Here is a 25,713-nt window from a genome sequence, read left to right on the forward strand (position 1 = left end):
GGGGCCGAATGCTGCTGCACATCGTCGCACGGGGACGCATCGGCCGCTCGCCAGAGGCCGATCTCGTCGAGCGCTATCTCAAGCGTGTGACGCTGCCCGCCAAGGTCACCGAACTGCCGGATCGTGGCGGCAAGGCGCCGCCGCCCCTGCCCGCCCAGTCGGTCATGGTGATGCTCGATGAAACCGGCAAGCAGCTGACCTCCATGGCCTTTGCCGAGCAGATCGGCCGCTGGCGGGACGACGGCGTGCGTGAGTGCCGCTTCATGATCGGCGCGGCGGACGGGTTCGAGACCGCAGACCGGGCCAGCGCGGACCTGCTGATCGCCTTCGGGGCAATGACCTGGCCGCACATGATGGCGCGGGCGATGCTGGCCGAACAGCTCTGGCGCGCTACCAGCATCCTCGCCAACCACCCCTATCACCGGGAGGGATAAGGCGTGGTGGCGGCGAGCTGGACCCGACTGCGCCGGCCACTGGCACTGCGACCGTCCCTGCCAGTGATGTTGGCCACCGCTGCCCTGCTCATCACCGCCATCGCGGCACCGCTGGCTCTCTCTGCCCAGCGCAATCCGGCACCGCAGGCCGCGCAGGCGGAGATCGCCCGGCAGCAGGCTGCCCTCGCCCGTGCCCGCGCGCAGGGCGAGGAAGCTCGCAAGCGTGGCGAAGCCCTGGAAGCCCGTGCCCGCGCTTCCTCCGCCGCAGCCGACAAGACCCGCAACGAGATCGCCGCGCTCGCCGCCCGCATCCAGCAGAGCGAGGCCGATCTGCGCGCGGGCGAGGCACGCATGGCGATCATCATCACGCGCCAGCGCGAGCAGCGGCGCCAGCTCGCCACCCGCCAGCAACCGATCGTCCGACTGACCGCCGCCCTGCAGCAACTGGCCCGGCGCTCGCCGGTGCTCGCACTGGTCGCGCCCGGCACGATCAGCGAGGCGGTGCATCGCCGCATCGCGCTCGCGCAGATATTGCCGACCATCACTGCCTCCACGCAGGATCTGCGGGGTGCCATTGCGCGCAGTGCCGATCTGCAGCGCAGCGCGGAGGCGGCGGCGCAATCCCTCGTCCGCACCCGCGCCGGGCTGAAGACGCAGCAGGCCGCGCTCAGCACGCTTGAGCAGCGCCAGCGCGGCGCCTCCCGGCAATTGCGCGCGGAGGCCAGCCTGCAGACCGAGCGCGCTCTCGCCATGGGCGAGCAGGCCCGCGATATCAGCGATCTGATGGACCGGATCGGCGATGCGGCGCAGGTGCAGGAGGCGTTGCTGCGCCTGCCCGGCCCGATGCCCCGGCCGGCCCGTCCGCAAAACAGCGCCGCTCCGGCACCCGAGCGGCCGAGCGTTGCCGCAGGCCAGACCCCAGCGCCACCCTATCGCCTGCCTGCCATCGGCGAGATCGTCACCGGCTTCGGGGAATTGAGCGCAGGCGGCGTGCGCGCGCGGGGCATCACCATGGCAACCGCAGCCAGCGCCGCGGTCATCGCGCCAGCGGCGGGGCGAGTCGCCTTTGCCGGGCCGTTTCGCGGCTATGGCAAGATCGTCATCCTGGAACATCGCGGCGGCTGGACGAGCCTGCTGGCCGGGCTCGACCGGCTGAGCGTGGCGCCGGGAGACTTATTGCGCCAGGGCGATCCGGTCGGCGCGACCGGCAGCGATCCGGCCCGCCTCATCATCGAGCTGCGCCAGCAGGACCGCGCTGTCGATATCGCCGCCCTTGTCCGCTAAAGCCGTTCAGCAGCGCGTAACGCTATCTTCGCTACGCTGGCGTGCGACCTAGGCAGAACCGTTGTTCCTGCTATAGGTCGGGACAGCATTTTTGTCGAAAGCGTCTCCATGGCCAATGCCCGCCGCACTCTGTTTCTCCGTTCCGCCGCGATCCTGGGCGCCATCGCGCTCATTCCCGCGTCGACCTCTGCCGTCACGGAGACCGAGGGCGAGACTTACAAACAGCTCGATCTGTTCATGGACGTGTTCCAGCGGGTGCGCGCCAATTATGTCGAGCAGGTCGATGATGCGACGCTGATCAAGGGCGCCATCGAGGGGATGCTCTCCAGTCTCGATCCGCACAGCGCCTATCTGGATGTCCGCTCCTTCGAGAATTTGCGCACCCAGACCGAGGGCAGCTATGGCGGCCTGGGTCTCTCCGTCACGATGGACGAAGGCGTGGTGAAGGTGATCGCGCCGACCGACGACACCCCCGCCGCGCGCGCGGGCATCAAGGCCGGCGACTATATCACGCATATCGACGGCAAGCTGATTTATGGCGGCACGCTCGATGAAGCAGTCGAGAAGATGCGCGGCGCGCCGAACACCAAGGTGAAGCTCACCATCGCCCGCGAAGGCCGCACCGAGCCGTTCGACGTGGAACTGACGCGCGCGATCATCGATATCAAGCCGGTCAAATGGCAGGTGAAGGGTGATGTCGGCGTCATCAAGATCGTCAGCTTCTCCGCCGACACCGGGGCCGACGTGCAGAGCGCCATTCGCGGCATCGACAAGTCGCTTGGCCACAAGCCGATCGGCTATGTGATCGACCTGCGCTCCAACCCCGGCGGCCTGCTCGACGAAGCCGTGCGCGTTTCCGACGCCTTCCTCGAGCGCGGCGAGATCGTCTCGCAGCGCGGCCGCCAGCGCGGCGACACCCGGCCTTATTATGCCCGGCCCGGCGATGATGCGCAGGGCCTGCCCGTCGTCGTGCTGATCGATGCGGGGTCGGCTTCCGCCTCCGAGATCGTGGCCGGCGCCCTGCAGGACCAGAAGCGCGCGCTCATCATGGGTGAGCGCAGCTTCGGCAAGGGCAGCGTGCAGACGCTGCTGCCCCTCTCGCAGGATACGGCGCTGCGGCTCACCACGGCGCGCTATTACACGCCATCAGGCCGCTCGGTGCAGGAAGGCGGCATCGAGCCGGATATTCTGGTGCCGCAGCTCTCCGACCCCGATTACGCCAAGCGGCCGAAATATCGCGAAAGCGACCTGCGCCGTCACCTCATCAACGAGGCCAAGCTGGATCGCTCGGAGCTGGAGGCGGACAGCAACCCCGACCCGCGCTTCACCGCGACGGCGGAGGATCTCAAGAAGCAGGGCGTTGAGGACTTCCAGCTCCATTACGCGCTGCAGACTCTCGGCCGCCTGAACGGAACGCCGCAAATGGCGGCAGCCCCGGCGACGAAGCCACGGCGGTAAGCAGACCGATGTCGCGTGACGCCTCCCTGTCGCTCGCCCGGTTCGTGGCGGTGATGCTGCCGACCCTGTTGCTGGGCGGCGCGCTGCTCTCGCAGCATGTCGGCGGGCTGTTCCCGTGCGAAATGTGCATGTGGCAGCGCTGGCCGCATCTGGGCGCGATCATCGCTGCCCTTGCCGCGATTGCCCTGCGCCGTACCGCGCCGATGAGCGCGATGTTCACCATGCTCGCGGCGCTAGCCATCGCGACCAGCGGCGCCATCGGCGCATTTCACGCCGGCGTCGAATATGGCTGGTGGCAGGGCCTGACCAGTTGCACGGCGACCATGGACACGTCTTCCGGCCAGTCGATGCTGGATTCGATCATGTCGGCCACGCTGGTGCGCTGCGATGTCGCGCCATGGTCCATGTTCGGCATCTCGCTCGCTGGCTATAATGCGATCCTCTCGCTGGGCGGGGCGCTGCTGATCCTTGTTCTGGTCCTCAAATGGAGCCGGTCATGACCGACAGCGCGCGCGTCTCGCCCCGTCCCGGCCAGCGCCGTGCGGACCGCGCCTCGATGTTGCGGGTCGATCAGGCCGGCGAATACGGCGCGGTGCGGATTTATGCCGGGCAGCTCGCCGTGCTGGGCGACCGTCATCCGATCAGCCGCGAGATTGCCGGTATGGCGGCGCAGGAAGAGCGGCACCGCGCGCATTTCGACGCGATGATGGTGGAACGCGGCGTGCGCCCCACGCTGATGCAGCCCTTCTGGCATGTCGCCGGCTTTGCGCTCGGCGCCGCGACCGCGCTCATCGGCCCGCGCGCGGCGATGGCCTGCACCGCCGCCATCGAGACCGAGATCGACGATCATTACGGGCAGCAGCTCAAGGAGATCGGCGAGGATGACCCGGCGCTGACCGAAGCGATCACGGACTTCCAGGCCGAAGAAGTCGAGCATCGCGATGCCGCGATTGCCCATGGCGCAGAATCCGCGCCTGCCTATCCCTTGCTTTTCGGGGCAATCCGGCTTGGCTGCCGCGCTGCCATTGCCCTCTCGAAGCGGATTTAAGAAGGAACCTGTCGATGCGTGCCCTCGTCCTTGCACTCCCCCTCAGCCTCGCTCTTGCGGTCCCTGCTTTGGCGCAGGCGGCCCCGGCCGCTCCAGCTGCCGCCGCCGGGCCGGAGGATGTCGCGAAGGTGAAGCAGGTGTTCGTCTATGGCGAAGACCCTTGCCCGGCGAGCGAGGGCGACGAGATCGTCGTCTGTGCGCGGATGCCAGACAATGATCGCTACCGCATCCCCAAGGAACTGCGCACCGATCCCAACAGCCCGGCCGTGCAAAGCTGGGCCAATCGGGCCAGGTCGATCGAATATGTCGGCGCGTCCGGCACGGACAGTTGCTCGCCCACCGGATCGGCGGGCTTCACCGGCTGCTTCACGCAGATCGCGCGCGCGGCCCGTGAGGAGCGCGAGAAGATGCTCGGTTCCGGCACCTGGGCCGATGCCGTCGCCAAGGCGCGCGAGGAGCGGCTCGGCAATCTCGATGCGGAATCCGCACAGATCGAAGCGCAGGCCAAGGCCGATGAGGAAGCCGCGCGCCTCAAGGCGCAGCGTGAGGCCCAGCAGCAGGGCCCGACCGTCACGCCCTGATCGCGCGAGGCGTTACAGGAAATATTGCAGCTTCACCGCCGTCTGCTTCGCCGCGCCGGGGGTGACGGTGAGGACGACGGACTCAAAACCCGGCGCGCCAAAGCGCAGGCGGGGGTTGCGCGAAAAGCCGACCCCCTCGCGCGGGATGCCCAGCATCGTGTCCAGCCGGCTGTTGCTGTTCTCATCGTGGAAGACGAGCAGCGCATAGTCGCCGGGTGGCACGCGTGCGAACAGCAATTGGGCATGGTCGCCCGCCGCGACGCTGGCCGTGAGGGCGAGCGGGTCTTTCTCGCATTTGGGGAAATAGGAGCGGTCCTTGGTCAGGCAGGCGCGCAACATACCGCGACTGGAGCGCAGGCCCTCGAACCGCACGTCGATCTGGCCCGTGGCCGGTGCAAGGCCCGCCGCTGCCGGAACGACCGCATCGGCGGTGCGGACGGTGGCCGCGCCATCCTCGCCCAGCGCCAGGGTCGGCGTGCCGAGCGAGAGCAGCAGGCCGGCCAACATCAGTGGCCGGGCAATACGACGCGCCAGACCATGGTCGGCACCGTCAAAGAACATCATGCAGCATTATCCCTTGCCGGCGCGGGGTCATCATTGTGCGGCATGGTGGCGGAGCCTCCCGCCGGCGTCGGCGCGAACCGGGGAGACAGGCCGCGATCCGTGCCGCACAGCCGGTCCCACACGCGGAAATAGAGGCCGTAATTGCAGCGATATTGCTCATGATGCTTCTCATGGTGAGACGCGGTGATCAGCCAGCGCCCGGCCGGGCCGTTGACCAGCCAGCGCGGGAACATCTCCCAGCCCATATGATTGGTGACGCCCATGACAGTCATCACCGTTAGCACCACCCCCAGTGCCGCAACATGAATGGGAATGACGAAGACGAGGAACGGAATGACGACCGCGCCGGTCACCGCTTCCCACGGATGAAAGCTCATCGCTGCCCAGGCCGTGGGCGGCCGGCTGGCGTGATGCACCGCATGGGCGACGCGAAACCAGGCCGGGCGGTGGAGCAGCCGGTGCGTCCAGTAGAACCAGGTATCGTGCGCGGCGAGATAGAGCAGCACCGAGATCGGCAGATACCAGAGCGGGTAGGCATCGACATCGGTGTAGATCAGCGTCCAGCCGTGGCTCTGCCAGCCCCAAGCGACGATCCCTGCGGGCAGGCCGAAGATCAGCGCCGAAAGGAGCGACCAGCGGATTTCCGCGCCGATCTGCCGGCGCAGCCCGGCATAATGGCCGGGGCGTGTCATCCGGGTCGCCAGCGCGAACCCGCCACTGGAAAGCAGGTAACGCACCGCGATGATGCCGGACATCGCCAGAATGGACGCAAGGATCAGCATCGCGGGCTGCATGGCGATGCTATAGGGAGCCCCGCCTGCGAGGGAAACGATAATCGGTAAAGCGTTCGCGCCGGTCGCTCGCCAAGCGCAGGGATAAGTTCCCCCGCCCCTTCGGGCATCGTTCACGCATCACTGGCCGATAGCCAAGCGTCTCCCCCTCGGCTAGGGCTGCGCGGATGACAGGCGCACGACCTATCGATCTGGCCATTGTCGGCGGCGGCCTTGCCGGCAGCCTGATCGCGCTGGCCCTGCGCGCGCGGCGACCTGAGCTGCGCGTCGTGGTGATCGAGGAAGCCGCGCGGGCTGGCGGCAATCAGCTCTGGTCCTGCTTTGCCGAGGATGTCGCGTCCGCCGATCGCTGGCTGATCGAGCCGCTGATCGTGCATGGCTGGGGCGGCTATGACGTGCGCTTCCCGGGTCAGGTGAGGCGCCTGCCGAGCAGCTATGCGACGCTGACCAGCGAGCGGCTGGGGATGCGTCTGCACCGCGCTATGCCGGAGGGCGACCTGCTGTTCGACCGGGCGGCAACCGCGCTCACGCCGAACAGCGTCACTTTGGCCGATGGACGCGTGATCGAGGCGCGCGGTGTCATCGACGCACGCGGGCCGGGCGACATGAGCGCGCTGGAGCTGGGCTATCAGAAATTCGTCGGGGCGAGCTGGCTGTGTCATACCCCCCACGGCCTTGCCGAACCGATCATCATGGACGCAACCGTCGATCAGCAGGACGGCTATCGCTTCGTCTACACCCTGCCCCTCTCCCCCACCGAGCTGTTCATCGAAGACACTTATTATGCCGATGGCCCGGCGCTGGATGAGCCCGTGCTCGCGGCGAGAATTGCGGCTTATGCCCAGGCGCAGGGCTGGGAGGGCGCGGCGCGCGGCCATAGCGAGACCGGCGTGCTGCCTGTGTGCATGGGCGGCGATTTCGCGCGGCTGTGGGAGGCCGAGTCCCCCGGCGTCGCCAAGGCCGGACTGCGCGGCGGCTTTTTCCACGCACTCACCGGCTATTCGCTGCCGGACGCGGTGCGCAACGCGCTCGCCATCGCGGCGATGGACGATCTTTCCGGCCCGGCCCTGCATCAGGCGATGCGCGCGCGCGGCGCCGCGCACTGGCGGGGCCAGGCTTATTACCGGATGCTCTCGCGGCTGCTCTTCCGCGCCGCCGAGCCGCAGGAGCGCTGGCGGGTGCTGGCGCGCTTCTACCGGCTTGACCCATCCCTCATCGCCCGCTTTTATGCCGGGCAGAGTAGCTTTTTCGACAAGCTGCGCGTTCTGACCGGGAAGCCTCCTGTTCCCGTCAGCCGAGCCATTTCAGCCCTTGGAGCGACACGCGGATGAAGACAGCCATCGTCATCGGCGCCGGTTTTGCGGGCCTTGCCCTCGGCCTGCGCCTGCAATCGGCGGGCATCGCCACCACCATCGTCGAAGGGCGCGAGCTGCCCGGCGGCCGCGCCTATATGTGGCAGAAGGAGGGCTTCACCTTCGATGCCGGGCCGACTGTCATCACTGACCCGGATTGCCTTGCCCAGCTCTGGCGCCTGACCGGCCACGACATGGCGCAGGACGTGACGCTGCTGCCGGTCAGCCCCTTCTACCGCCTGCACTGGCAGGACGGCACGACCTTCGATTATGGCAATGACGATGCCGCGCTCAACCGCGAGATCGCCAAGCTCGATCCCGCCGACATCGCCGGCTATCAGCGCTTCCTCGCCTATAGCGCCGAGGTCTATCGCGAGGGCTATGAGAAGCTGGGGCATGTTGCCTTCCTCGACTTCAAGTCGATGCTCAAGGCCGCGCCGGACCTCGCCCAGCATCAGGCGTGGCGCTCGGTCTATTCCATGGTTTCGAGCTTCGTGAAGAACGAGAAGCTGCGCCAGGCGCTGAGCTTCCATACGCTGCTGGTCGGCGGCAACCCGATGACGACCAGCGCCATCTACGCGCTGATCCACAAGCTGGAGAAGCAGGGCGGCGTCTGGTTCGCCAAGGGCGGCACCCATGCGCTGGTGCGCGGCATGGTCACGCATTTCGAGCGGCTGGGCGGCACGCTGATCCTCGGCGATCCGGTCGCCAAGATCGAGACGGTGGGTGATCGCGCGACCGGCGTGGTCACCCGCTCGGGCTTGCATATTGAGGCCGATGCGGTGGCAAGCAATGCCGACATCATGCACAGCTATGCCGACCTGCTGGCCGACCATCCGCGCGGCCAGCGGCAGGGCGCCAAGCTGTTCCGCAAGCGCTGGAGCCCCAGCCTGTTCGTCGTCCACTTCGGCATCGAGGGGACCTGGCCGGGCATCCCGCACCACATGATCCTGTTCGGCCCGCGCTATAAGGAGCTGCTGACCGACATCTTCGACCATGGCGTACTCTCGCAGGATTTCTCGCTGTACCTGCATCACCCGACCGTCACCGACCCCGATCTGGCGCCGCCGGGCCACTCGACCTTCTATGCGCTGGCGCCGGTGCCGCATCAGGGCAAGCTGCCGGTGGACTGGAACGAGGTGGGGCCGATCCTCACCGGGCGCATTCTCGACGAGATCGAGCGCCGGCTGATCCCGGACATCCGCTCGCGCATCAAGGTCCAGTTCTCCTATGCACCGAGCGACTTCACCCATGATCTCAACGCGCATCTGGGCAGCGCCTTCAGCCTGGAGCCGCTGCTCACCCAGAGCGCCTGGTTCCGCACCCACAATCGCGATGATGTGATCAACAATCTCTACTTCGTCGGCGCCGGCACCCATCCGGGCGCCGGCATTCCCGGCGTCGTCGGCTCGGCCCGCGCGACGGCGGCTTTGATGCTCGAGGATCTGGCATGACATCGTTCAACCGGCTGGCGGTCTATTGCGGCTCCGCCACCCCACCCGACCCGATCTACATGGAGACGGCCCGCGCGGTCGGCGCCGGGCTGGCCCGGCGCGGCATCGGCGTCGTCTATGGCGGCGGCAAGGTCGGACTGATGGGCGCCATTGCGGACTCCGCGCTGGCGGCCGGCGGCGAGGTGATCGGTGTGATCCCCGAGGCGCTGGTGAATGCCGAGGTCGCCCATCGCGGCCTCACCGAACTGCACGTCGTGCCGGATATGCACAGCCGCAAGGCGTTGTTCACCACGCTTTCCGATGGGTTCGTGACCCTGCCGGGCGGCGTCGGCACGATGGACGAGCTGTGGGAAGCCGTGAGCTGGGCGCAGCTCGGTTATCATGACAAGCCGGTCGGACTGCTCAATACCGGCGGCTTCTACGATCAGCTGATCGGCTTCAATCGCCAGATGATCGAAACCGGCTTCATCCGCCCGCCCCACGCCAACATCCTCATCGCCCGCGAGACGCTGGACGACCTGCTGGACGCGATGGCCGCCTACACGCCCCATGAGACGATCTTCGCGATGAAGGTCGACCGGCTTTGAGAGGCTAAATGTCGGTCGAGCAACGCCCTGCCCTCGTCGGTCTTGCGCAGGAGAGCATTGCGCGCGGGTCGAAGAGTTTTCGCACGGCCTCGCGGCTGTTCGACCGGGAGACGCGCGAGCGGGCGTGGTTGCTCTATGGCTGGTGCCGGGCATGCGATGACATTGCCGACGGGCAGGATCATGGCGGGACCATGCAGGCGACCGGCGACCCCATGGCCCGGCTGGCCGACATCCGCGCGCGGACCGAGCGCGCTCTGGCGGGGCAGGCCGGGCTGGATGATCCCGCCTTTGCCGGCGGGGCGCTGGTGGCGGCGGAATGCAAGATTCCGCGCCGCTATATGGACGATCTCATCGAAGGCTTCGCGCTCGATGCGCAGGGCTGGCGACCGCAGACCGAGGACGATCTGCTGCGCTATTGCTACCATGTCGCCGGTGCGGTCGGCTGCATGATGGCCATTGTGATGGGTGTCGCGCCCGATGACGAGGCCACGCTGGACCGCGCCTGCGATCTGGGGCTGGCCTTCCAGCTCGCCAATATCTCCCGCGATGTTGCCGAGGATGCGGCAGGCGGGCGCTGCTATCTGCCCGCGGACTGGCTGATCGAGGCTGGCATCGACCCGGCCGACCCTATGGCGGCGGAGCAGCGCCCGGCCCTCGCGGCGGTCACGGGGCGCGTGGCGGCGATGGCGGCGCGCTATGAAGACAGTGCCCGGCATGGCACCCCAAAGCTGCCGTTCCGCTCGGCATGGGCGGTGCTGGCAGCCGCGGGCATTTATGGAGGCATTGCCCGGAAGGTCGCCGCCGACCCGCAGGAGGCGCTGCGTCGGCGCCTGTTCACCAGCAAGGCGGAGAAGCTGGGCTGGCTGCTCCGCGCCGGCACGCAGGCTGGTCGGCGCACCAGCCTCTACTCCCCCGCGCCGCGTGATCCATCGCTGTGGAACCGGCCCCGCCAGAGCGCGCGCATTTCGGAGGCTTGATCCCGATCAATTTCTGCATGGGCGCGATCTGCTGAAGAGGCAGGCGGGAGGACATGCATGATTCCGTCACGTCACGCTTATTACCGCAACCGCGCCAACGAACATCGCCGTCTGGCGCAAGTCGCCGCGGAGCCCGCACAGCGCCTGATGCACGATCGTCTGGTCGAGGCCTATCTGGGTCTGGCGCGCGAATCGCGGCTGCGGCAGGTCGTCCGGCTCAAGGCCTGAGCGCAGCCGCGCCCAGACAAGCCGATCATCCCTGCTTGAGCAGCCTGAGCGCCCGCGCGCGCAGCCGGCCCAGGCCGGCATCGTGCAGGGCGGGAACGGCGCAGAGCATCCCCGTCACATAGGGGTCGGGCTTGTTGAAGATGATGGGTTCGCCCAGCGCATCGGTAACGCGGGCGCCGGCTTCCTGCGCGATGAGAGTCGCGGCCGCCAAATCCCATTCCGCGCCGCGTCGCAGGCCGGCTACCAGATCGGCTTCATTGGCCGCCACCATCGCCATGCGCAGCGCGATGCTGTTGGGCTTGGCGACCATGCGGTAGTCGATATCGATGCCGCCCAGATGATCGAGCGGCACGCGTGCGCCCGAGAGCGTGGCATGATCGCCCACGGCGAGCCGCTCGGGCTGTGCCCCCGTGCGCTCCCGCCAGGCACCGGCGCCGCGCACCGCCCACCAACGCTCGTTGCGCGCCGGTGCGGTCAGCACCGCGACAGTCGGAACGCCGTCCTCGACCAGTGCGACCGAGACCGCCCAGCCGGCCCGGCCCCGCACGAAATCGCGGGTGCCGTCGATGGGGTCGATGATCCACGCGCGCCGGGCCTCAGCGCGTCCGGGCGTCTCCGCGCTTTCCTCGGAGAGCCAGGCGGCGTCGGGCAGAAGCGCGCCAAGCTGTGTGCGCAGCAGCGCATCGGCGGCGAGATCGGCCTCGCTCACCGGCTCGCCGGGCCGCTTCTCCCAATGGCCGTGCATGGGCGCGCCGGCTTCCCAGAAACGCATGGCCATCTGGCCGGCAGCGTCGGCTATGGCCAGAATATCGGCCAGAAGATTCAGAGTGGGGGGCTCACTCCCCGGCAACGGTCATCCCGTCGATGCGCAGGGTGGGCACGTTGATGGCGCGGCGGAAGGTAAGATCGTTCGCAGCGATGATCCGCCCGAACATCTCCTTGAGATTGCCCGCGATGGTGATTTCAGACACGGCGTGGCTCACCGTGCCGTTCTCGATCAGGAAGCCGGAGGCGCCCCGACTGTAATCGCCGGTGACGCCGTTGACGCCCTGGCCAATCAGTTCGGTGATGAACACGCCGCGCTTCACGTCTGCGAACAGATCGCGCACGCTGGCCGTGCCGCCTTCCAGATGCACATTGCTCGCGCCGACCCCGGGCGAGCCACCGCCCCGCGTGGCATGGCCGGTGGGATCGAGCCCGAGTTGGCGGGCTGAGGCGCTGTCGAGCATCCAGCCGGTCAGCACGCCGTCATCAATGAGGCGCCGCCGCCCAGTTGGCAGTCCTTCGCCATCAAACGGGCGCGAGCGCAGGCCCCGCTCGCGCAGCGGATCGTCGATGACGCTCAGCCCCTCGGGCAGAATGCGCTGGCCGAGGCTGTCGAGCAGGAAGGTCGCCTTGCGGGTGACCGATGGCCCGGCGATGGCGCCGAGCAGATGCCCGATCAGGCTGTTACCCACGCGCGGATCGAAGATCACCGGCATCGTGCCGCTTGGCACCCGGCGCGCGTTGAGCCGCGAGACCGCGCGCGCGCCGGCGCGCTGGCCGATGCTGTCCGGCCCTTCCAGATCATCGAGATGCCGGGCGCTGTGGCTGGCAAAGTCCCGCTGCATCGCGGCGCCCTCACCCGCCAGCACGCTGGCGTAGAGCGAATGGCTGGTCCCGGCATAAGCGCCCGAAAAACCGTGGCTGGTGGCCAGCGCCGCCTGCGCGCGGGAGAAGCCCGCACCGGCGCCTTCGCTGTTGGTGACGCCCAGCACGCTGCGCGCCGAATCTTCCGCCGCCAGCGCCCTCTCGCGCAGTTGGGCCGGCGTCGGCTCCTCATCATCCTCGATATCGAGCGAGGGCAGCCGGCGCCGCATCAGCATCTGCTCGGGCGCGAGGCCCGCATAGGCATCTTCCGGCGCCTCGCGGGCCATGGCCACGGCGCGCTCGACCAGCGTTTCGAGCGTGCGGGGCGTCAGGTCCGATGAAGCGACGCTGGCCGAGCGTTGGCCGACAAACACGCGCAGGCCGAAATGCTCGGATTCGGATTGCTCGACATCCTCCAGCGCGCCCAGCCGCACCGTCACGCCGGACGAGGCATCGCAGCCATAGACGGCGTCGGCCGCATCCGCGCCCGCCTTGCGGGCCGCAGTGACCAGCGACCGGGCGCGATCGAGAGCTTCGTTAAGGCTGAGCATGAAAGACGCGGTCCGAATGATGTCTGATGAAAGGCCGCGCTTTAGCTCCCGCGGCGAGGCGACGCAATGCGGCTGCGTCAGGTGCCTTCCGACCAGTCGCTCCGCTTTGCGACGAACGGAGGACAGCAACATTTTTTATAGGGAACCACCAGGCCTCGCCGATCCTTTTGTTGATAACATCAACCCACAGGAGCATCTCATGGCGACTGAAACATTCACCGACGCGATTGCCCTGCTCAAAGCGGATCATCGCACGGTCGAGGATCTGTTCGAGAAGTTCGAAAAGGCCAATGCGGCCGGCCGCAAGGAATCGCTGGCCCGGGAAATCTGCACCGAACTCAAGATCCACACCATGCTGGAAGAGGAAATCTTCTATCCGGCCTTTCGCGGCAAGATCGAAGACGATCTCATGGATGAGGCCTATGTCGAGCATGACGGCGCGAAGGTGCTGATCAACGAAATCGAGGCCGGCTCTCCGCAGGAAGATTTCTACGATGCCAAGGTGAAGGTGCTCTCGGAAGAGATCGAGCACCACGTCAAGGAGGAGGAACAGCCCTCCAAGGGCATGTTCGCCCAGTGCCGCAAGACCGACGTCGACCTCGTCGAGTTGCGCGACCGGATGCTCGCCCGCAAGAAAGAGTTGCTGGCCCAGGCGAAGAGCGAAGGCCTGCCCCCGGCAGAGCCGCGCACGCTCAGCGTTTCGGCCGTCTGACCGGGACGAAACGGCATGTCGGCGGCGTTTTCATTGTTCGAACCTTCCGATAAGGACGCCGCCGCGCCGGCGCCGCACCCCAATGATGCCGAGCGCACCCGCCTCGGCATCATTTTGCCGCGCTTTGGCGGACTGGGCCGAGATGCGGCCTTGCGGCAGGCGCAGAGCGAGCAATCTGGTGACTGGATGCTGCGGCACCGCGATTAGGCGGCGGGCGGTTGTTCCGTCTGTCTGCTCTCCAACCAGTAGCGCAGCATGTGATGGGCGACCGCGATGGCGGATGGCGGCAGGAACCTAGCGCCCTCCTCCCCGGCCAGAGCGGCCCTGACATCATCAGTGCTCACCCAGATGGCCTCGGCGATTTCCTCCTCATCCAGCGTCAACGCGTCATCATCGGCCTGCGCGATGCAGGCGACCATGAGCTGGGAGGGGAACGGCCAAGGCTGACTGAACAGATAGTCGACCTGCCCGGTGCGCACGCCGCATTCTTCCCACAGCTCCCGCCGCACCGCTTCCTCGATGGTCTCGCCCGGCTCGACAAAGCCGGCCAGTGCGGAAAAGCGACCGGCAGGAAAGCGCGGATTGCGCCCGATGAGCACCTTGCCGCGATATTCCGCCAGCATGATGACCACCGGATCGGTGCGCGGAAAATGCTCCGCGCTGCACCGGCTGCACCGGCGCGCCCATCCGGCCTTGATCGGATGGGTATCGCCGCCGCAGCGTGCGCAGAAACGGTGGCGATCATGCCAGTCCACCAGGCTGCGCGCCGCCGCATAATGCGCGGCTTCGGCCATGGTGAGCTGCGGGATGATGTCCCACACTTTCGCGGGAAAGCTCGGGGGCTCGACGCTGTGCTCGACAAGCAGCGGGACGAAAACCGGCGTGCCGTCCTCGCGCAGCCCGAGCAGGGCGTGGTCGGCCAGCACAGCGCCGGGCGGCACCGGCTCGCTGGCGAGCGTGCCGTCCGGCTCGATCACCGGGTCCAGCCCATCGAGTTGCACGATGCGCGCGCGCGGATCGGCCCAGGCCCCGGCCAGCCGGTCGGGGTGCACGCGCAGCTGATCAGCGCGGTCGAGCGTGCCGCCGGTGAAGGTGATTGCCTGCCGCGCGGGCAGATCAGGCCGGGTCATGATGCGCATTCTCCTGCTCTCTGGCGTCCAGTGCCGCTTGCGCCGCCCGGGCAAAGACGGTGGGCAGCCCCGCATCGGCCAGCGTGTCGAGGGGCCACAATTGGCCCGGCCCCAGGGCGCTGGCAAGCACGGCGGGATCGGCCCCATTCTCGATCCGCAGCATGGCCACGCGCAGATCGAGCGCGAAATGGGTGAACACATGGCGCACCGGCTGGTTGAGTATCTGCCAGCTGCCCGCCAGAGGCGCATGCGGCAGAGCCTCTGGCGCTTCGCTCCAGTCGCTGGTCGGCAGCGCCAGCATTCCGCCGAGCAGGCCCTTGTCCGGCCGCCGGACCAGCCAGACAGCATTGCGGGTCTCGACCCACCAGGCGGTGCCGCTGCGCGTCGGGCGCGCCTTCTTCGCGGCCTTGAGCGGATAGCGGGCCGAATCGCCCGTTGCCCGCGCGGCACAAAGCTCCGAGAGCGGACAGGCGAGGCAGGCGGGATTGCGCGGGGTGCAGACCGTGGCGCCCAGATCCATCATGGCCTGCGCGAAATCGCCGGCATGAGCCTGCGGGGTGATGCGGTCAGCCAGCGCCCGCAGGATCGGCTTGGCCGCCGGCAGCGGCGTCTCCACCGCGAACAGCCGGCTCACCACCCGCTCGACATTGCCATCCACCACAACGGCGCGCTGCTCGAAGGCGATGGCGGCGACGGCCGCCGCCGTATAGGCGCCGACACCAGGCAGAGCGCGCAAGCCCGCCTCGTCCGAGGGGAAACGCCCGCCCAGCGCGCCTGCGACATAGCGCGCGCAGGCTAGCAGATTGCGGGCGCGGGCATAATAGCCAAGACCTGCCCAGGCGGCCATCAGATCGCCATCCTCCGCAGCCGCCAGCGCCTCGACCGTCGGCCAGCGCGCCAGAAAGCGCTCATAATAAGGCGCGACGGCCGCCACCGTCGTCTGCTGGAGCATGATTTCGGAGAGCCAGACGCGGTACGGGTCCGGCGGCGGCGCACCGGGCGGGCTGCGCCAGGGCAGTGCGCGCGCATGGCGGCGATAATGCGCGAGCAGCGCCGGAGCGACCGCCTCTTCCATCCCCCGCTTTGCGATTAATCCATCGACGGCCATGGCGTGCCTATGGCATGGACGCAGCCATGACAGAAGCCACCCCAGATGCGCAGGCGCCCACAAAGGCCAGCCGGGCCAAACGCCCGGCCGCGCGCAAGGCCAATGGGGCCGGCAAGGCCGAGATGCCGCCGCAGGAACGCCCGCGAATCAACGCGCCCCGCGCGATTTCCGATCTCATGCCGGACATTGGCCGGGCCGCCTTCCGCAAATTCGGCTTCATCCAATCGAGCATCGTCACGCGCTGGGCCGAGATTGTCGGCAAGCGCTATGCGGAGCTGACCAGCCCCGACTCGATCCGCTTCCCCACCGGCAAGCGCTCGGGGGGGACGCTGCAGCTGACGGTCGCCAGCGGCCATGCGCCGATGGTCCAGCATATCGTGCCGGAGATCATCGAGCGGGTGAACCGCTTCTTCGGCTATGAGGCCGTCTCCCGCGTCGCCATCAAGCAGGGCCAGGTCATCCCGCGTGAGCCGGTGCATCGCCCGCCGCCCACGATGCTGCGCCCGATCCCCCAGGAGCTGGGCGAGGGCCTGCGCGAAGTGAGCGACCCGGAACTGCGCACCGTGCTCGAATCAATGGCGCGCAGCTTCTCCAACCCTGTGCGCCCCCCCAAGATCAGCTAAGCCAAATTTCCACCACGGGACCATGCCCATGACCGTCATCTCGCCAGCTTCGTCCGTCTCCCGACAGATCGCCGCACTGGGTGCCCTGTGCCTTGCGGCGCTGACGCTTGCCCTCGCCCTGCTGCTGCCAGCCCCCGCCAGTGCGCAGCGCAGCGCGGCGCGCGACTGGAGCCAGACCGTAACGCTGGGTGCGAACGGCGCCTTCGTGGTCGGCAATCCGGCGGCGCCCACCAAGCTGGTCGAATATCTGAGCTACACCTGCTCGCATTGCGCGGATTTTCAGGCGACCGGAACGCCCGCGCTCAAGGCCCAGTGGATCCGGCGCGGCCTCGTCTCGCTGGAACTGCGCAATTTCGTGCGCGATCCCTTCGACCTGACGGCGGCGCTGCTCGCGCGCTGCGGCGGCGCGACGCGGTTCGTTGGCAATCATGAGGCGATGTTCGCCGATTATCAGGCCTGGATGACCCGCGCGCAGAGCTTTGCCCAGGCGCAGGAAGGCAAGCCGCCGGCCGCCAATCGCGCCGCGCAGCTGACCGCCATCGCCGGGGGCACCGGGCTCGGCCCGCTCCTCACCAAGCGCGGCCTGACACCGGCGGCGCAGGGCAAATGCCTGGCCGACGAGGCGATGCTCAAGACCGTGCTCGGGCTGACCTCCAGCGCCGGCACCTTCAAGGAATTCACCGGCACGCCCTTCTTCCTGCTCAACGGCAAACCGCTGGAGAATGTGCATACGTGGGACGCGCTGCGCCCCCTGCTGCCGCCATTGCCCGCGTCCGGCAAGTGAGCTAGACCGGCCCGCACAGCCACTTTCCGTCCCCCGATCGATGAGGCCCATCCGTCCCATGAAACGCCTTGCTACCGCCCCGCTCGCCCTCGCTCTGCTGGCTCTCGCTGCCTGCGGCTCTCAGGACAGCAACTCGAGCGCGCCCATCGGCAAGGTGGAAGGCAAAGCCGCGCCGGCGGGGACCACATGGGCGCAGCAGGTCGTCGCCACGCCCGAGGGCGGCATCCGCATGGGCAACCCGGATGCGCCGATCAAGATCATCGAGTTCGCATCCAACACCTGCCCGCACTGCGCGCACTTCTCCGAGGAATCCAAGGATGTGCTCGAGCGCGATTATGTGAACACGGGCCAGGTCAGCTTCGAGTTCCGCAACTTCGTGATGAACCCGCTGGACATCAGCATGGCCATGCTGGCCCGCTGCACGGGACCGGAAGCCTTCTTCCCGCTGACCCATCAGTTCTTCACCAATCAGCAGGCGATCATCGAGAAGCTGCAGTCCGCCGGCGAGGATGCGTATAAGAACGCGATGTCGGCCGCGCCGGATCAGCGCTTCCAGCGCATGGCCGAGGCTGCCGGGCTGATCGAGTTCGCCATGGAGCGCGGCGTGCCTGAGTCGAAGGCCCGCCAGTGCCTGGCCGACCCCAAGACGGCCGAATCGCTCGCTGCGAATGTGGAGCGCGACACGGCGCAATATTCCATCACCGGCACGCCGAGCTTCATCATGAACGGCAGCAAGCTCGACAATGTGTCGACCTGGCCGCAGCTCGTCGAGCAGCTGAAGAACGCAGGCGCCTGATTGGCGAGGCTGGGGGGCCATAGCATCGGAGCGGGCGTCAGACGGCGCACCGCCTCGCAGGCTGGGTCAGGCCGGCTGGGCCGCCCTGCCCGCTAAGCCATGCAGATTCGCCGCCTCAAGCTGACCGGCTTCAAGAGCTTCGTCGAGCCGACCGAGCTGCGGATCGAGCCGGGGCTGACCGGCATCGTCGGGCCGAATGGCTGCGGCAAATCCAATCTGCTGGAGGCGATCCGCTGGGTGATGGGCGAATCCAGCCCCAAATCCATGCGCGGCGGCGGCATGGACGATGTGATCTTCGCCGGCACCGCCACTCGCCCGGCGCGCGATTTCGCGGAAGTCGGCCTGTTCGCCAGCGTGCCGCCTGGCACTGTGTTGCCGGCGATCGACATGGCCAGCGATGGCGAGCTGGAAGTCATGCGGCGCATCGAGCGCGGCGCGGGCAGCGCCTATCGCGCCAACGGGCGGGACGTGCGCGCCAAGGATGTCGCGCTGCTCTTCGCCGATGCCGCCACCGGTCCGCACAGCCCGGCACTGGTCAGCCAGGGCAAGATCGCCGCCGTCATCGCCGCCAAGCCCGCCGAGCGCCGCGCGATGCTGGAAGAAGCGGCGGGCATCGCCGGCCTGCATGTGCGCCGCAAGGATGCCGAGCAGAAATTGCGCGCGAGCGCGGCCAATCTCGCCCGGCTGGATGAAATCCTTGCCGAAATGGACGTGCGCGCCAATGCGCTCCGTCGGCAAGCGCGGGCCGCCGAGCGCTACACGGAATTGAGCGAAAAGATCGTGCTGGCCGAGGGACGCGTGTTCTTCGCCCGCCATCGCGAGGCCGCGACCGAAGCCGACCGTGCCGCGCAGGATGCGGAGAAGGCCGAGGCTCTGGTGCGGGTGGCGCAGGAGGCGCAGCTGGGCGCCGCCGCTCATCAGCAGGCCGCCATCGAGACACTGGCACGCGCGCGCACGGCCGCCAACGAGGCCCGGGAGGCCGCGACCGAGGCCCGTTTCGCGCTGGAGCGGCTGACAGGCGAACGCGATACCCTGCTGCGCCGGATCGCCGAGCTGGAAAGCCAGCTCGCCCGCGTGAGCGAAGATCAGCAGCGCGAGGGCGCGCTTGCCGCCGATGCCGCCAATGCCATCGAGGCGCTGCAGGCCGAGGATGCGACGCTTGCCGAGCGGATCAAGGCGGCCAAGACGACACTGCCGGCCTTCGTCACGCGCCTCGCGGAGGCCGAGACGGCCAGCCGCGATGCCGAGGTGGCGCTGGCGCAGGCCATGGCGCGACTGGCCGGTGAGCAGGCCGAGCGCCGGGTTGCCGAGGCTGGGCTGAATGCCGCGCGGCAGAAGCTCGCCCGCGCTCGCAGCGAGGCCGAGCGCATCGCTGCCGCCCTCGCCGCCCTGCCCGATGCCGCGCCGCTCGCCACCCGCCAGCGCGAGGCCGAGCAGGCCAAGGCCGATGCCCTCACCGGGCGCACCGATGCCGAGGCGCGCATCGCCGCCGCCGCGCAGGCGCGCGAGACGCATACGCAGGCGGTCGCCGAGCAACAGCGCGCGCTCGCGGCTGCCCGCGCCACCGTCGCCGCGCTGGATAGCGAAGCCAAGGCACTGGCACGCGGGCTGGAGACACAGGGCAGTAGCGATCGCGCCATCGACGCCCTGCGCGTCGACCCCGGCTATGAGCATGCGCTGGCCGCCGCGCTGGGCGATGATCTGCAAGCCGCGCTCGGGGCGCAGGGTCTGGCACGCTGGAGCGGCGCCGCTATCGATGCGCGCGACCCTGCTTTGCCGAATGGATGCGCGCCGCTCGCTGCCCATGTCCGCGCGCCCGAGGCGCTGGCCCGCCGCCTCGCGCAGATCGCCGTGGTCGAGCAGGATGATGGCCAGCCGCTTGCGGTCGGCCAGCGCCTTGTCACGCGCGACGGACAATTGCGGCGCTGGGACGGCTTTGTGGCGCAGGAAGGCGGCGGTGCAGCAGCCGAGCGGCTGATCCGCATCAACCGCCTTGCGGCCATCGAGCAGGAGCGGCCTGCCGTCGCTGCCACGGTCAGCGCTGCCGAACAGGCCTTGGGCGTCGCCGAGACATCGCTGCGCGAGGCCGGCACCGACGAGCGCGCTGCCCGCGAGGCGATGAGCGCTGCCGATACGGCCCTGCGCGGGGCGGAGCGCACGCTCGGCGAAGTGGCGACCGCATTGGAGCGCCTTGCTGGCCAGCGCGCGGACCTCGACCGGCGCCATCAGGAAGCCTCTGCCGATCTCACCACCGCCGAGCGCGAGTTGGAGAGCGCGCAGGCTACCCATGATGCGCTCCCGGCCGGTGACGACACCGCTGCGCGCGTCGATCTGCTCAAGTCCAGCGCGGAACGGTGCCGGGCCGCGATCGGTCAGGTGCAGGCCGAGCGGGCCATGGCCGAGCGAGCATTGGCTGCCGATGAGGAGCGCGTGAAGGCGATCCGCAGCGACGTGGCGGGCTGGAAGGCGCGCGCTGGCGATGCCGTGCGCCGCGTCGCCGAGATGAAGACCCGCGCCGAAGCACAGGCCAGCGAACTGGACGGGCTGCGCGATCGGCCCGCAGCGCTGACGACGGAACTCGACGCCCTGACGCAGGCCGCTCGCGACCATCAGGCCGCCGTCGAGCGCAGCCGCAGCGAGGAAGCCGCGGCCGAGGCCACATTGGCCACCGCCGAGAAGGCGCTCGCCAATGCCAATGAAGCTCTCTCCACCGCCCGCGAAGCGCGGGCCGGAGCGCAGGCGCGCGCCGAACATGCCGTCGCGCGCCGCCGGGAAATCGGTCAGGCCTGCGGCGAGCGCTTCTCCTGCCCGCCGCCCGTGCTGCCGAGCAAGCTTGGCTTCGCGAGCGAGGAGGTCGTAGCCGCATCCGAAGAGCAGGCCCGCTATGACAAGCTGGTGCTGGACCGCGAGCGGATCGGCCCGGTCAATCTCGTCGCCGCCTCGGAACTGTCCGAGCTGGAGGAGACGCAGACCAGGAGCCGCGCCGAAAGCGAGGAACTCACCACCGCGATCAACCAGCTGCGCGGCTCCATCGGCCATCTTAATCGCGAGGGACGGCAACGGCTGCTCGCAGCCTTCGAGGCCGTGAACGGCCATTTCCAGCGCTTGTTCAGCACGCTCTTCCAGGGCGGCAGCGCGCATCTGGAACTGATCGAGAGCGATGATCCGCTGGAGGCTGGCCTTGAAATCCTCGCCCAGCCGCCGGGCAAGCGGCTGACGACGCTTACCCTGCTTTCGGGTGGCGAGCAGGCTCTCACCGCAGTCGCGCTTATTTTCGGGCTCTTTCTAACCAATCCAGCACCGATTTGCGTGCTGGACGAGGTCGATGCGCCGCTGGATGACGCCAATATCGAGCGCTTCTGCGGACTGTTGGAGCGGATGGTGCAGGATACTGCGACCCGCTATCTGATCGTCACGCACAACGCTGTTACCATGAGCCGGATGCACCGGCTGTTCGGGGTGACGATGATCGAGCAGGGTGTGAGCCGGCTGGTCTCGGTGGATTTGCAGGCGGCTGAGGATTTGCTGGCGGCGGAGTGAGCGACGCGGATGACGCCGCATAAGAATAGGGCCGCCGCCCCCCACTTCGTCACCCCGGACTTGATCCGGGGTCCAGCTTCTTGTGATGCGTGGGTCGGGACTGCCGGAACGCGTTTGCGCCCTTAAGTCCAGAAGGTAGCGGGACCCCGGATCAAGTCCGGGGTGACGACGTTTTTGAATGCACCGTCAGGTCGCCCGAACCAGCGGCACCCTCGCCCTCAATGCGGCTCCTTGCTCACATCCACCTTTTCTACCCATTCGGGGTAGAAGCTCGGCTCGCGGCTCGACCAGCCCGCAGCCGTGGCGGCGGCTTCGCTGATCGACTGGAGCAACGCTCGCCGACGTTCAGGATGGAGGTGCGGCAGGCTGGCGGCGGCGCAGAAGGCGCCGGGCAGCCAGGGGCGCGACCCTGCGCCGATGAGACGCTCGTAGAGGAAGCGATAGGCCGAGAAGCTGTTCAGCCGGTTCTGGCCAAGGTCGAAGGCGGAGACGGTGACCAGCGGCGCCATGAACGGCTCGACCTGATCCAGCCCGCTATCATCGGGCACCCGCGCCTTGATCTCGTCCAGCCGGCCATAGAGCCGGCTCTGCGCCTTGATACTCGCTGCCTCGACAACGTCGCGGCCCCAGGTTTCCATGGGCGCGCCACGATGGAAGGCGACATCAAGAGAGCGGCGGATGTAACGCTGCGTTGCAGCCGGGAAGGAGGCGAACTCGCGCAGTTCCGCGAGGGTTACGGCCCCGTCAGTCGGCTTGGAATGCTGACCCAATGCTGCCTCCATCATTTACGTCTTAGAGACTATGCCCTGCCTGGTTACCGGCAGCTTAAGCCTCCGTTGTGCAACGTTCACATGGAATCAGATTATCTTGTGCAACGCAACAGGATTTTTTCCGAGCCGCATTCGTCCTGCCGGAAAATTCGGAAAGTCTTTGTAATTTCGGATCTATTTCGCGAAGCATCGGCGGAACAAACGATATTGCAGCGCAACATTCCACGAAGAATACCGAGTCCGTTCGCGGCCCCCGCCAGCCACCGGCCTGTATTTCTTTGCCCTAGTTCCCCCGATAGTAGCTGCTTGAAGCCACAAGGCAAGCAGACCGATGCGTGCGACGAATGCCCACAGCTGCGGGAAAGCCTGCAAAGTGAGGATCAGGCTGCTGCGGCGCCCTTGGGAGAAATCGTGGGCGCAGTCCGGAACAGCTCGCCGAACGGATCGTCCTCGACCTCCGGTGCCGGCGCTTCACGCACGGTGGCGCGGCGCATGTCGCGGCGCTCGTTCCAGTCGAACTGGCCGCCCTTATGGAACACGGCAAGATTATCCCAGATCACCATGTCGCCGACGGCATAATCGACGCTGATGGCATATTGGTCCTGCGTCGCGAAGTTGTTGAGATAATCGATGAGTTCGCGGCTCTCTTCCCAGCCCCAGCCAACCACGCGATAGCAGTGCGCGCCGGCGTAGATCATCTTGCGGCCCGAACCCTTGTGGACATGCACCAGCTTATGGACCGGGCGGTGACGCGCCTCGATATCCTCGCGGCTGATTTCGGCGCCGCCCTGCTTGCGCGACCACCAGAGGCTGTGCTCGCATTCCAGATTTTCGATCTTGTCCTTCACGTCCTGCGGCAGGTCGTCATAAGCCGAGCGTGCATCGGCAAACCAGGTCGGCCCGCCGGACGGCGGCACTTCGACGGCGCGGAGCATGGAATAAGATGTGCGCAGATCCATGAAGCTGCTGTCCGTGTGCCAAATCTGATCGCCCTTGCGATAGGTCGTGGCGCCCGGATCCCAGTTGATCTCGCCCTGCGCATTCAGATTGCCGGCGTTGAACAGGAATATGCGCGGCCGGCCCTCGCGGGGCGGCAGACTCTCCAGATGGCCAAAATTGCGCGCAAAGGCGATCTGCCCTTCATCGTCCAGCCCGGTGTTCCGGTAGACGGTCACGCCCCAGCGATCCTGCTGAGCGATCAGCTCGGCGATCGTATCCGCATCCAGCGGCTTGCTGATGTCCACGCCAGAAATTTCGGCGCCGAAACGGGGGGTGATGGGTGTGGCCGTGATCGTCATCAGTCTATCCTGCTCCTGAGGAGGCCGATAGTAGCACAATCATTAGCATGGTCAAGTATTCGCCACGCTTGGAATGCGCCCTGCTTCGCCAGCCTCGCGTCACGGCGATAGCGCCTCCCGCCTAGCTTTTCGAGGCTTTCATGCTGGCAAGAACCTCGCGCAGGGCGCTCAGCCCCGCCGGCTTGGGAAGCATCGGCCAATCCCTGGTGCCATCGCCCAGATAGCTGCTGTCCGGATAGCCGCTCATCACCACGAACGGGATTTTGCGGGCCTCCAGTTCCATCAGCACCGGCTCCGAGGTTTCGCCGCCCAGATTATAATCGACGATCGCGCCGGTGATATTGCCGCTTTCCAGAGCTGTAAGCGCCTGGCTCACTGTGGCGACGGGATAGACTTCATCCGCCCCCAATTCGCGCAACGTCAACTCAAGGTCGAGCGCGATAAGCATTTCATCTTCAAGCAAAAGAACATTCAGCATCCCCGGTTCCTCGAACATTCAACGAGAGGCGCCGGCCTGCCCCTGTTACTGACCCTTTGCGACCCGTTTACTATCATGAACGCGGCTCTGCGGTGCCTCTATGCGCGGTGAGTTGATGGATGTCTGTTCACTTTTGAACATAGATGGGAACTGCGGCGGGGGCTGATCGTTATGCATCGCATGCACGACATTGTCTCGCCCGGCATCGATCATAACAATCTGGTGGCAGCGCTGAACCCTGCCGATCTGGCGCTGATGGCCAAAGTGGCGCGCGTCGTGCGCCTACCCACGGGCACGACCCTTTACGACCCCGGCGATACCGTGGTGGCCGCTTATTTCCCCCTTGGCGATGCGGTCGCGACTTTCCACGTGCTGATGGACGACGGTTCGTCGGTCGAGATCGCGATGGTCGGCCGTGAGGGCGCTGTGGGCGGCATCGTCAGCAGTGGGCGGCTGGCGGCTTACTCCCGGTCATGCGTGATGCATGGCGGCTATTTCGCCCGGTTCGATTCTGCGACGCTGGAGACGCTGAAAGCGAGTTCTCCCGCCATTCGCGATCTGCTCAGCCGCTATGCGGACTGTCTGCTCGCCCAGATTTTCCAGTCGGTCGCGTGTAACGCGGTCCACAGCCTGGAGATGCGGGCGGCCAAATGGCTGACGGCCGCTGTCGATCGCACTGGCAACAATCAGGTGATGATGACGCAGGAGGAATTCGGCTCCCTGCTCGGCATTGCGCGCAGCTATGCCAGCCGCCTGATCAAGAGCTTCAAGACCGACGGGCTTGTCCAGACCCGGCGCGGCTCGCTCGTCGTGCTGGATGCGGATCGGCTGCGTCAGCGCGCCTGTTCATGCAACGACATGGTGCGCACCCATTTCGATCACGTGCTGGCGGGCGTCTATCCGGACCCCGCCGAGCTCGAGCATCTGGTCCACGACGTCAGCCCCTAACGTTTGCAAGGAGCTGTCGCGCGGGGGCGGCCTCCTACTTTCCGGTCTTGGGCGGAAGCGGCGCGCATTTGGTCTTGTCGCCAGCCAGACAGGCCGCGACATCCGCTTCCCACTTCGCCCGCGCCTCGGCGGCCTGCGCCTGTTCGGCGGCGATTTCTGCATCCCGCGCCGCCAGCGCGTCGCGATAGGTCTGTTCGCGCGCGGCCTGCTCGTCGGCAATGGCTTTCTTCTGCGCCTCGAAATCACTCATCTGCTGCGCAGCCAGCTTTGCCTGCTCGGCATGGAGCACACGCCGCTCTTCCTGCTCCTGCGGCGTGTCCTGCGCCAGCGCGACGGTGGCTGAAACCATCATGGTGCCTGCAAGGGTCGCCAGTCGTGCGTAACGTGCCAGGGTCATGTCGTTCTCCGTCGTCTGTCGGGCCGGGCATTCCACGCCACGGCCTGTTGGTACAATGATTAAGATCAAGACTCGATGCACGTGCAATCGCGCGAATGTCCGTCGGGCCATCTCGCATCTGGCCTCGGGCGATCCTATCTGTGCCTCTGGCTGAACCTTGCCGCTGGATTCCCTTCAGGAACAGAGATAGA

28 protein-coding genes are annotated in these 25,713 nt (G+C 67.3%); 18 read left to right on the plus strand and 10 right to left on the minus strand.

Annotated features, from left to right (window positions below):
* Nucleotides 1-8 precede the first annotated feature (8 nt).
* The 6 genes from M2335_RS13235 to M2335_RS13260 all read left to right on the plus strand — a co-directional run bounded on the left by M2335_RS13235 (nucleotide 9) and on the right by M2335_RS13260 (nucleotide 4,805).
* Complete coding sequence (locus M2335_RS13235; protein WP_264594982.1) at nucleotides 9-434, plus strand: 23S rRNA (pseudouridine(1915)-N(3))-methyltransferase RlmH; 426 nt, start codon at nucleotides 9-11, stop codon at nucleotides 432-434.
* Nucleotides 435-440: 6 nt separating this feature from the next.
* Nucleotides 441-1,718, plus strand: coding sequence for a murein hydrolase activator EnvC family protein (locus tag M2335_RS13240; protein ID WP_264594983.1), 1,278 nt, complete (start codon nucleotides 441-443; stop codon nucleotides 1,716-1,718).
* Nucleotides 1,719-1,826: 108 nt separating this feature from the next.
* Nucleotides 1,827-3,176, plus strand: coding sequence for a S41 family peptidase (locus tag M2335_RS13245; RefSeq protein ID WP_264594984.1), 1,350 nt, complete (start codon nucleotides 1,827-1,829; stop codon nucleotides 3,174-3,176).
* Between the two features lie 8 nt (nucleotides 3,177-3,184).
* Nucleotides 3,185-3,676, plus strand: coding sequence for a disulfide bond formation protein B (locus tag M2335_RS13250; RefSeq protein WP_264586719.1), 492 nt, complete (start codon nucleotides 3,185-3,187; stop codon nucleotides 3,674-3,676).
* Entirely contained in the window at nucleotides 3,673-4,224 is a 552-nt protein-coding gene (locus tag M2335_RS13255; protein ID WP_264576392.1) for a demethoxyubiquinone hydroxylase family protein, read from the plus strand. The genes M2335_RS13250 and M2335_RS13255 overlap by 4 nt, the downstream gene beginning before the upstream one ends.
* Nucleotides 4,225-4,238: 14 nt before the next feature.
* Nucleotides 4,239-4,805, plus strand: a complete 567-nt coding sequence (locus M2335_RS13260) for a hypothetical protein (RefSeq protein ID WP_264594985.1) — start codon at nucleotides 4,239-4,241, stop codon at nucleotides 4,803-4,805.
* A gap of 12 nt (nucleotides 4,806-4,817) precedes the next feature.
* Here M2335_RS13260 and M2335_RS13265 read toward each other — a convergent pair whose 3' ends face one another.
* Nucleotides 4,818-5,369 carry a DUF2141 domain-containing protein gene (locus tag M2335_RS13265; protein ID WP_264594986.1) on the minus strand — a complete coding sequence of 184 codons (552 nt, stop codon included), beginning with the start codon at nucleotides 5,367-5,369 and terminating at the stop codon, nucleotides 4,818-4,820.
* Nucleotides 5,366-6,151, minus strand: a complete 786-nt coding sequence (locus M2335_RS13270; RefSeq protein ID WP_264586716.1) for a sterol desaturase family protein — start codon at nucleotides 6,149-6,151, stop codon at nucleotides 5,366-5,368. Before M2335_RS13270 ends, M2335_RS13265 begins: the two co-directional genes overlap by 4 nt.
* Before the next feature lie 176 nt (nucleotides 6,152-6,327).
* Between M2335_RS13270 and crtY the strand changes: the two genes are divergently transcribed.
* Genes crtY through M2335_RS13295 form a run of 5 tightly spaced genes read left to right on the plus strand, consistent with a single transcriptional unit; the run spans nucleotide 6,328 to nucleotide 10,758 of the window.
* The gene (crtY, locus tag M2335_RS13275) at nucleotides 6,328-7,491 is read left to right on the plus strand and encodes a lycopene beta-cyclase CrtY (RefSeq protein WP_264594987.1); all 1,164 of its coding nucleotides are present in this window, start codon (nucleotides 6,328-6,330) and stop codon (nucleotides 7,489-7,491) included.
* Nucleotides 7,488-8,966, plus strand: a complete 1,479-nt coding sequence (locus tag M2335_RS13280) for a phytoene desaturase (protein ID WP_181558906.1) — start codon at nucleotides 7,488-7,490, stop codon at nucleotides 8,964-8,966. The genes crtY and M2335_RS13280 overlap by 4 nt, the downstream gene beginning before the upstream one ends.
* A complete protein-coding gene (locus tag M2335_RS13285) occupies nucleotides 8,963-9,553 on the plus strand; it encodes a TIGR00730 family Rossman fold protein (RefSeq protein ID WP_181558905.1) in 591 nt (196 codons plus the stop codon). The genes M2335_RS13280 and M2335_RS13285 overlap by 4 nt, the downstream gene beginning before the upstream one ends.
* An 8-nt stretch (nucleotides 9,554-9,561) precedes the next feature.
* Nucleotides 9,562-10,530 (plus strand): phytoene/squalene synthase family protein, encoded by a 969-nt coding sequence (locus M2335_RS13290; RefSeq protein WP_264594988.1) that lies wholly within the window; start codon nucleotides 9,562-9,564, stop codon nucleotides 10,528-10,530.
* Between the two features lie 57 nt (nucleotides 10,531-10,587).
* On the plus strand, nucleotides 10,588-10,758 hold the full coding sequence (locus M2335_RS13295; RefSeq protein WP_181558903.1) for a hypothetical protein: 171 nt from the start codon (nucleotides 10,588-10,590) through the stop codon (nucleotides 10,756-10,758).
* 25 nt (nucleotides 10,759-10,783) lie between these two features.
* Here M2335_RS13295 and M2335_RS13300 read toward each other — a convergent pair whose 3' ends face one another.
* Complete coding sequence (locus M2335_RS13300) at nucleotides 10,784-11,608, minus strand: 3'(2'),5'-bisphosphate nucleotidase CysQ (protein WP_264594989.1); 825 nt, start codon at nucleotides 11,606-11,608, stop codon at nucleotides 10,784-10,786.
* A complete protein-coding gene (locus M2335_RS13305; RefSeq protein WP_264594990.1) occupies nucleotides 11,595-12,938 on the minus strand; it encodes a TldD/PmbA family protein in 1,344 nt (447 codons plus the stop codon). The genes M2335_RS13300 and M2335_RS13305 overlap by 14 nt, the downstream gene beginning before the upstream one ends.
* 199 nt (nucleotides 12,939-13,137) lie before the next feature.
* Here M2335_RS13305 and M2335_RS13310 point away from each other — a divergent pair, with 199 nt between their 5' ends.
* Nucleotides 13,138-13,650: a hemerythrin domain-containing protein gene (locus tag M2335_RS13310; protein WP_181558900.1), complete on the plus strand. Its 513-nt coding sequence runs from the start codon at nucleotides 13,138-13,140 to the stop codon at nucleotides 13,648-13,650.
* Nucleotides 13,651-13,665: 15 nt separating this feature from the next.
* Nucleotides 13,666-13,857, plus strand: coding sequence for a hypothetical protein (locus tag M2335_RS13315; protein WP_264594991.1), 192 nt, complete (start codon nucleotides 13,666-13,668; stop codon nucleotides 13,855-13,857).
* Here M2335_RS13315 and nudC read toward each other — a convergent pair.
* Together nudC and mutY are read right to left on the minus strand one after the other, a co-directional pair.
* Nucleotides 13,854-14,780, minus strand: a complete 927-nt coding sequence (gene nudC, locus M2335_RS13320) for an NAD(+) diphosphatase (protein WP_264594992.1) — start codon at nucleotides 14,778-14,780, stop codon at nucleotides 13,854-13,856. The two genes, M2335_RS13315 and nudC, sit on opposite strands and share 4 nt — an antisense overlap.
* Entirely contained in the window at nucleotides 14,767-15,888 is a 1,122-nt protein-coding gene (mutY, locus tag M2335_RS13325) for an A/G-specific adenine glycosylase (RefSeq protein WP_264594993.1), read from the minus strand. The genes nudC and mutY overlap by 14 nt, the downstream gene beginning before the upstream one ends.
* 26 nt (nucleotides 15,889-15,914) lie before the next feature.
* Between mutY and M2335_RS13330 the strand changes: the two genes are divergently transcribed.
* The 4 genes from M2335_RS13330 (at nucleotide 15,915) to smc (ending at nucleotide 21,631) form a co-directional block, all read left to right on the plus strand.
* On the plus strand, nucleotides 15,915-16,511 hold the full coding sequence (locus M2335_RS13330; protein ID WP_413714801.1) for a DUF721 domain-containing protein: 597 nt from the start codon (nucleotides 15,915-15,917) through the stop codon (nucleotides 16,509-16,511).
* A 28-nt stretch (nucleotides 16,512-16,539) separates the two neighbouring features.
* Complete coding sequence (locus tag M2335_RS13335) at nucleotides 16,540-17,295, plus strand: DsbA family protein (protein WP_264594994.1); 756 nt, start codon at nucleotides 16,540-16,542, stop codon at nucleotides 17,293-17,295.
* Nucleotides 17,296-17,353: 58 nt separating this feature from the next.
* Nucleotides 17,354-18,091: a DsbA family protein gene (locus M2335_RS13340; protein ID WP_264594995.1), complete on the plus strand. Its 738-nt coding sequence runs from the start codon at nucleotides 17,354-17,356 to the stop codon at nucleotides 18,089-18,091.
* 99 nt (nucleotides 18,092-18,190) lie between these two features.
* On the plus strand, nucleotides 18,191-21,631 hold the full coding sequence (gene smc / locus M2335_RS13345; RefSeq protein WP_264594996.1) for a chromosome segregation protein SMC: 3,441 nt from the start codon (nucleotides 18,191-18,193) through the stop codon (nucleotides 21,629-21,631).
* Nucleotides 21,632-21,849: 218 nt separating this feature from the next.
* Here the strand turns inward: smc and M2335_RS13350 are convergent, their stop codons facing one another.
* The 3 genes from M2335_RS13350 to M2335_RS13360 all read right to left on the minus strand — a co-directional run bounded on the left by M2335_RS13350 (nucleotide 21,850) and on the right by M2335_RS13360 (nucleotide 24,177).
* Nucleotides 21,850-22,401: a hypothetical protein gene (locus M2335_RS13350; protein ID WP_181558892.1), complete on the minus strand. Its 552-nt coding sequence runs from the start codon at nucleotides 22,399-22,401 to the stop codon at nucleotides 21,850-21,852.
* Between the two features lie 380 nt (nucleotides 22,402-22,781).
* Entirely contained in the window at nucleotides 22,782-23,699 is a 918-nt protein-coding gene (locus M2335_RS13355) for a TauD/TfdA dioxygenase family protein (RefSeq protein WP_264594997.1), read from the minus strand.
* A 121-nt stretch (nucleotides 23,700-23,820) separates the two neighbouring features.
* Entirely contained in the window at nucleotides 23,821-24,177 is a 357-nt protein-coding gene (locus M2335_RS13360; RefSeq protein WP_264594998.1) for a hypothetical protein, read from the minus strand.
* Nucleotides 24,178-24,348: 171 nt separating this feature from the next.
* Between M2335_RS13360 and M2335_RS13365 the strand changes: the two genes are divergently transcribed.
* On the plus strand, nucleotides 24,349-25,125 hold the full coding sequence (locus M2335_RS13365; RefSeq protein WP_264592788.1) for a Crp/Fnr family transcriptional regulator: 777 nt from the start codon (nucleotides 24,349-24,351) through the stop codon (nucleotides 25,123-25,125).
* Nucleotides 25,126-25,159: 34 nt separating this feature from the next.
* On the opposite strand, the gene M2335_RS13370 is transcribed toward M2335_RS13365, so the two are convergent.
* Nucleotides 25,160-25,522, minus strand: coding sequence for a hypothetical protein (locus M2335_RS13370; protein WP_264594999.1), 363 nt, complete (start codon nucleotides 25,520-25,522; stop codon nucleotides 25,160-25,162).
* Nucleotides 25,523-25,713 lie beyond the last annotated feature (191 nt).

The organism is Sphingobium sp. B12D2B, assembly GCF_025961775.1.
Classification (GTDB): Bacteria; Pseudomonadota; Alphaproteobacteria; order Sphingomonadales; family Sphingomonadaceae; genus Sphingobium.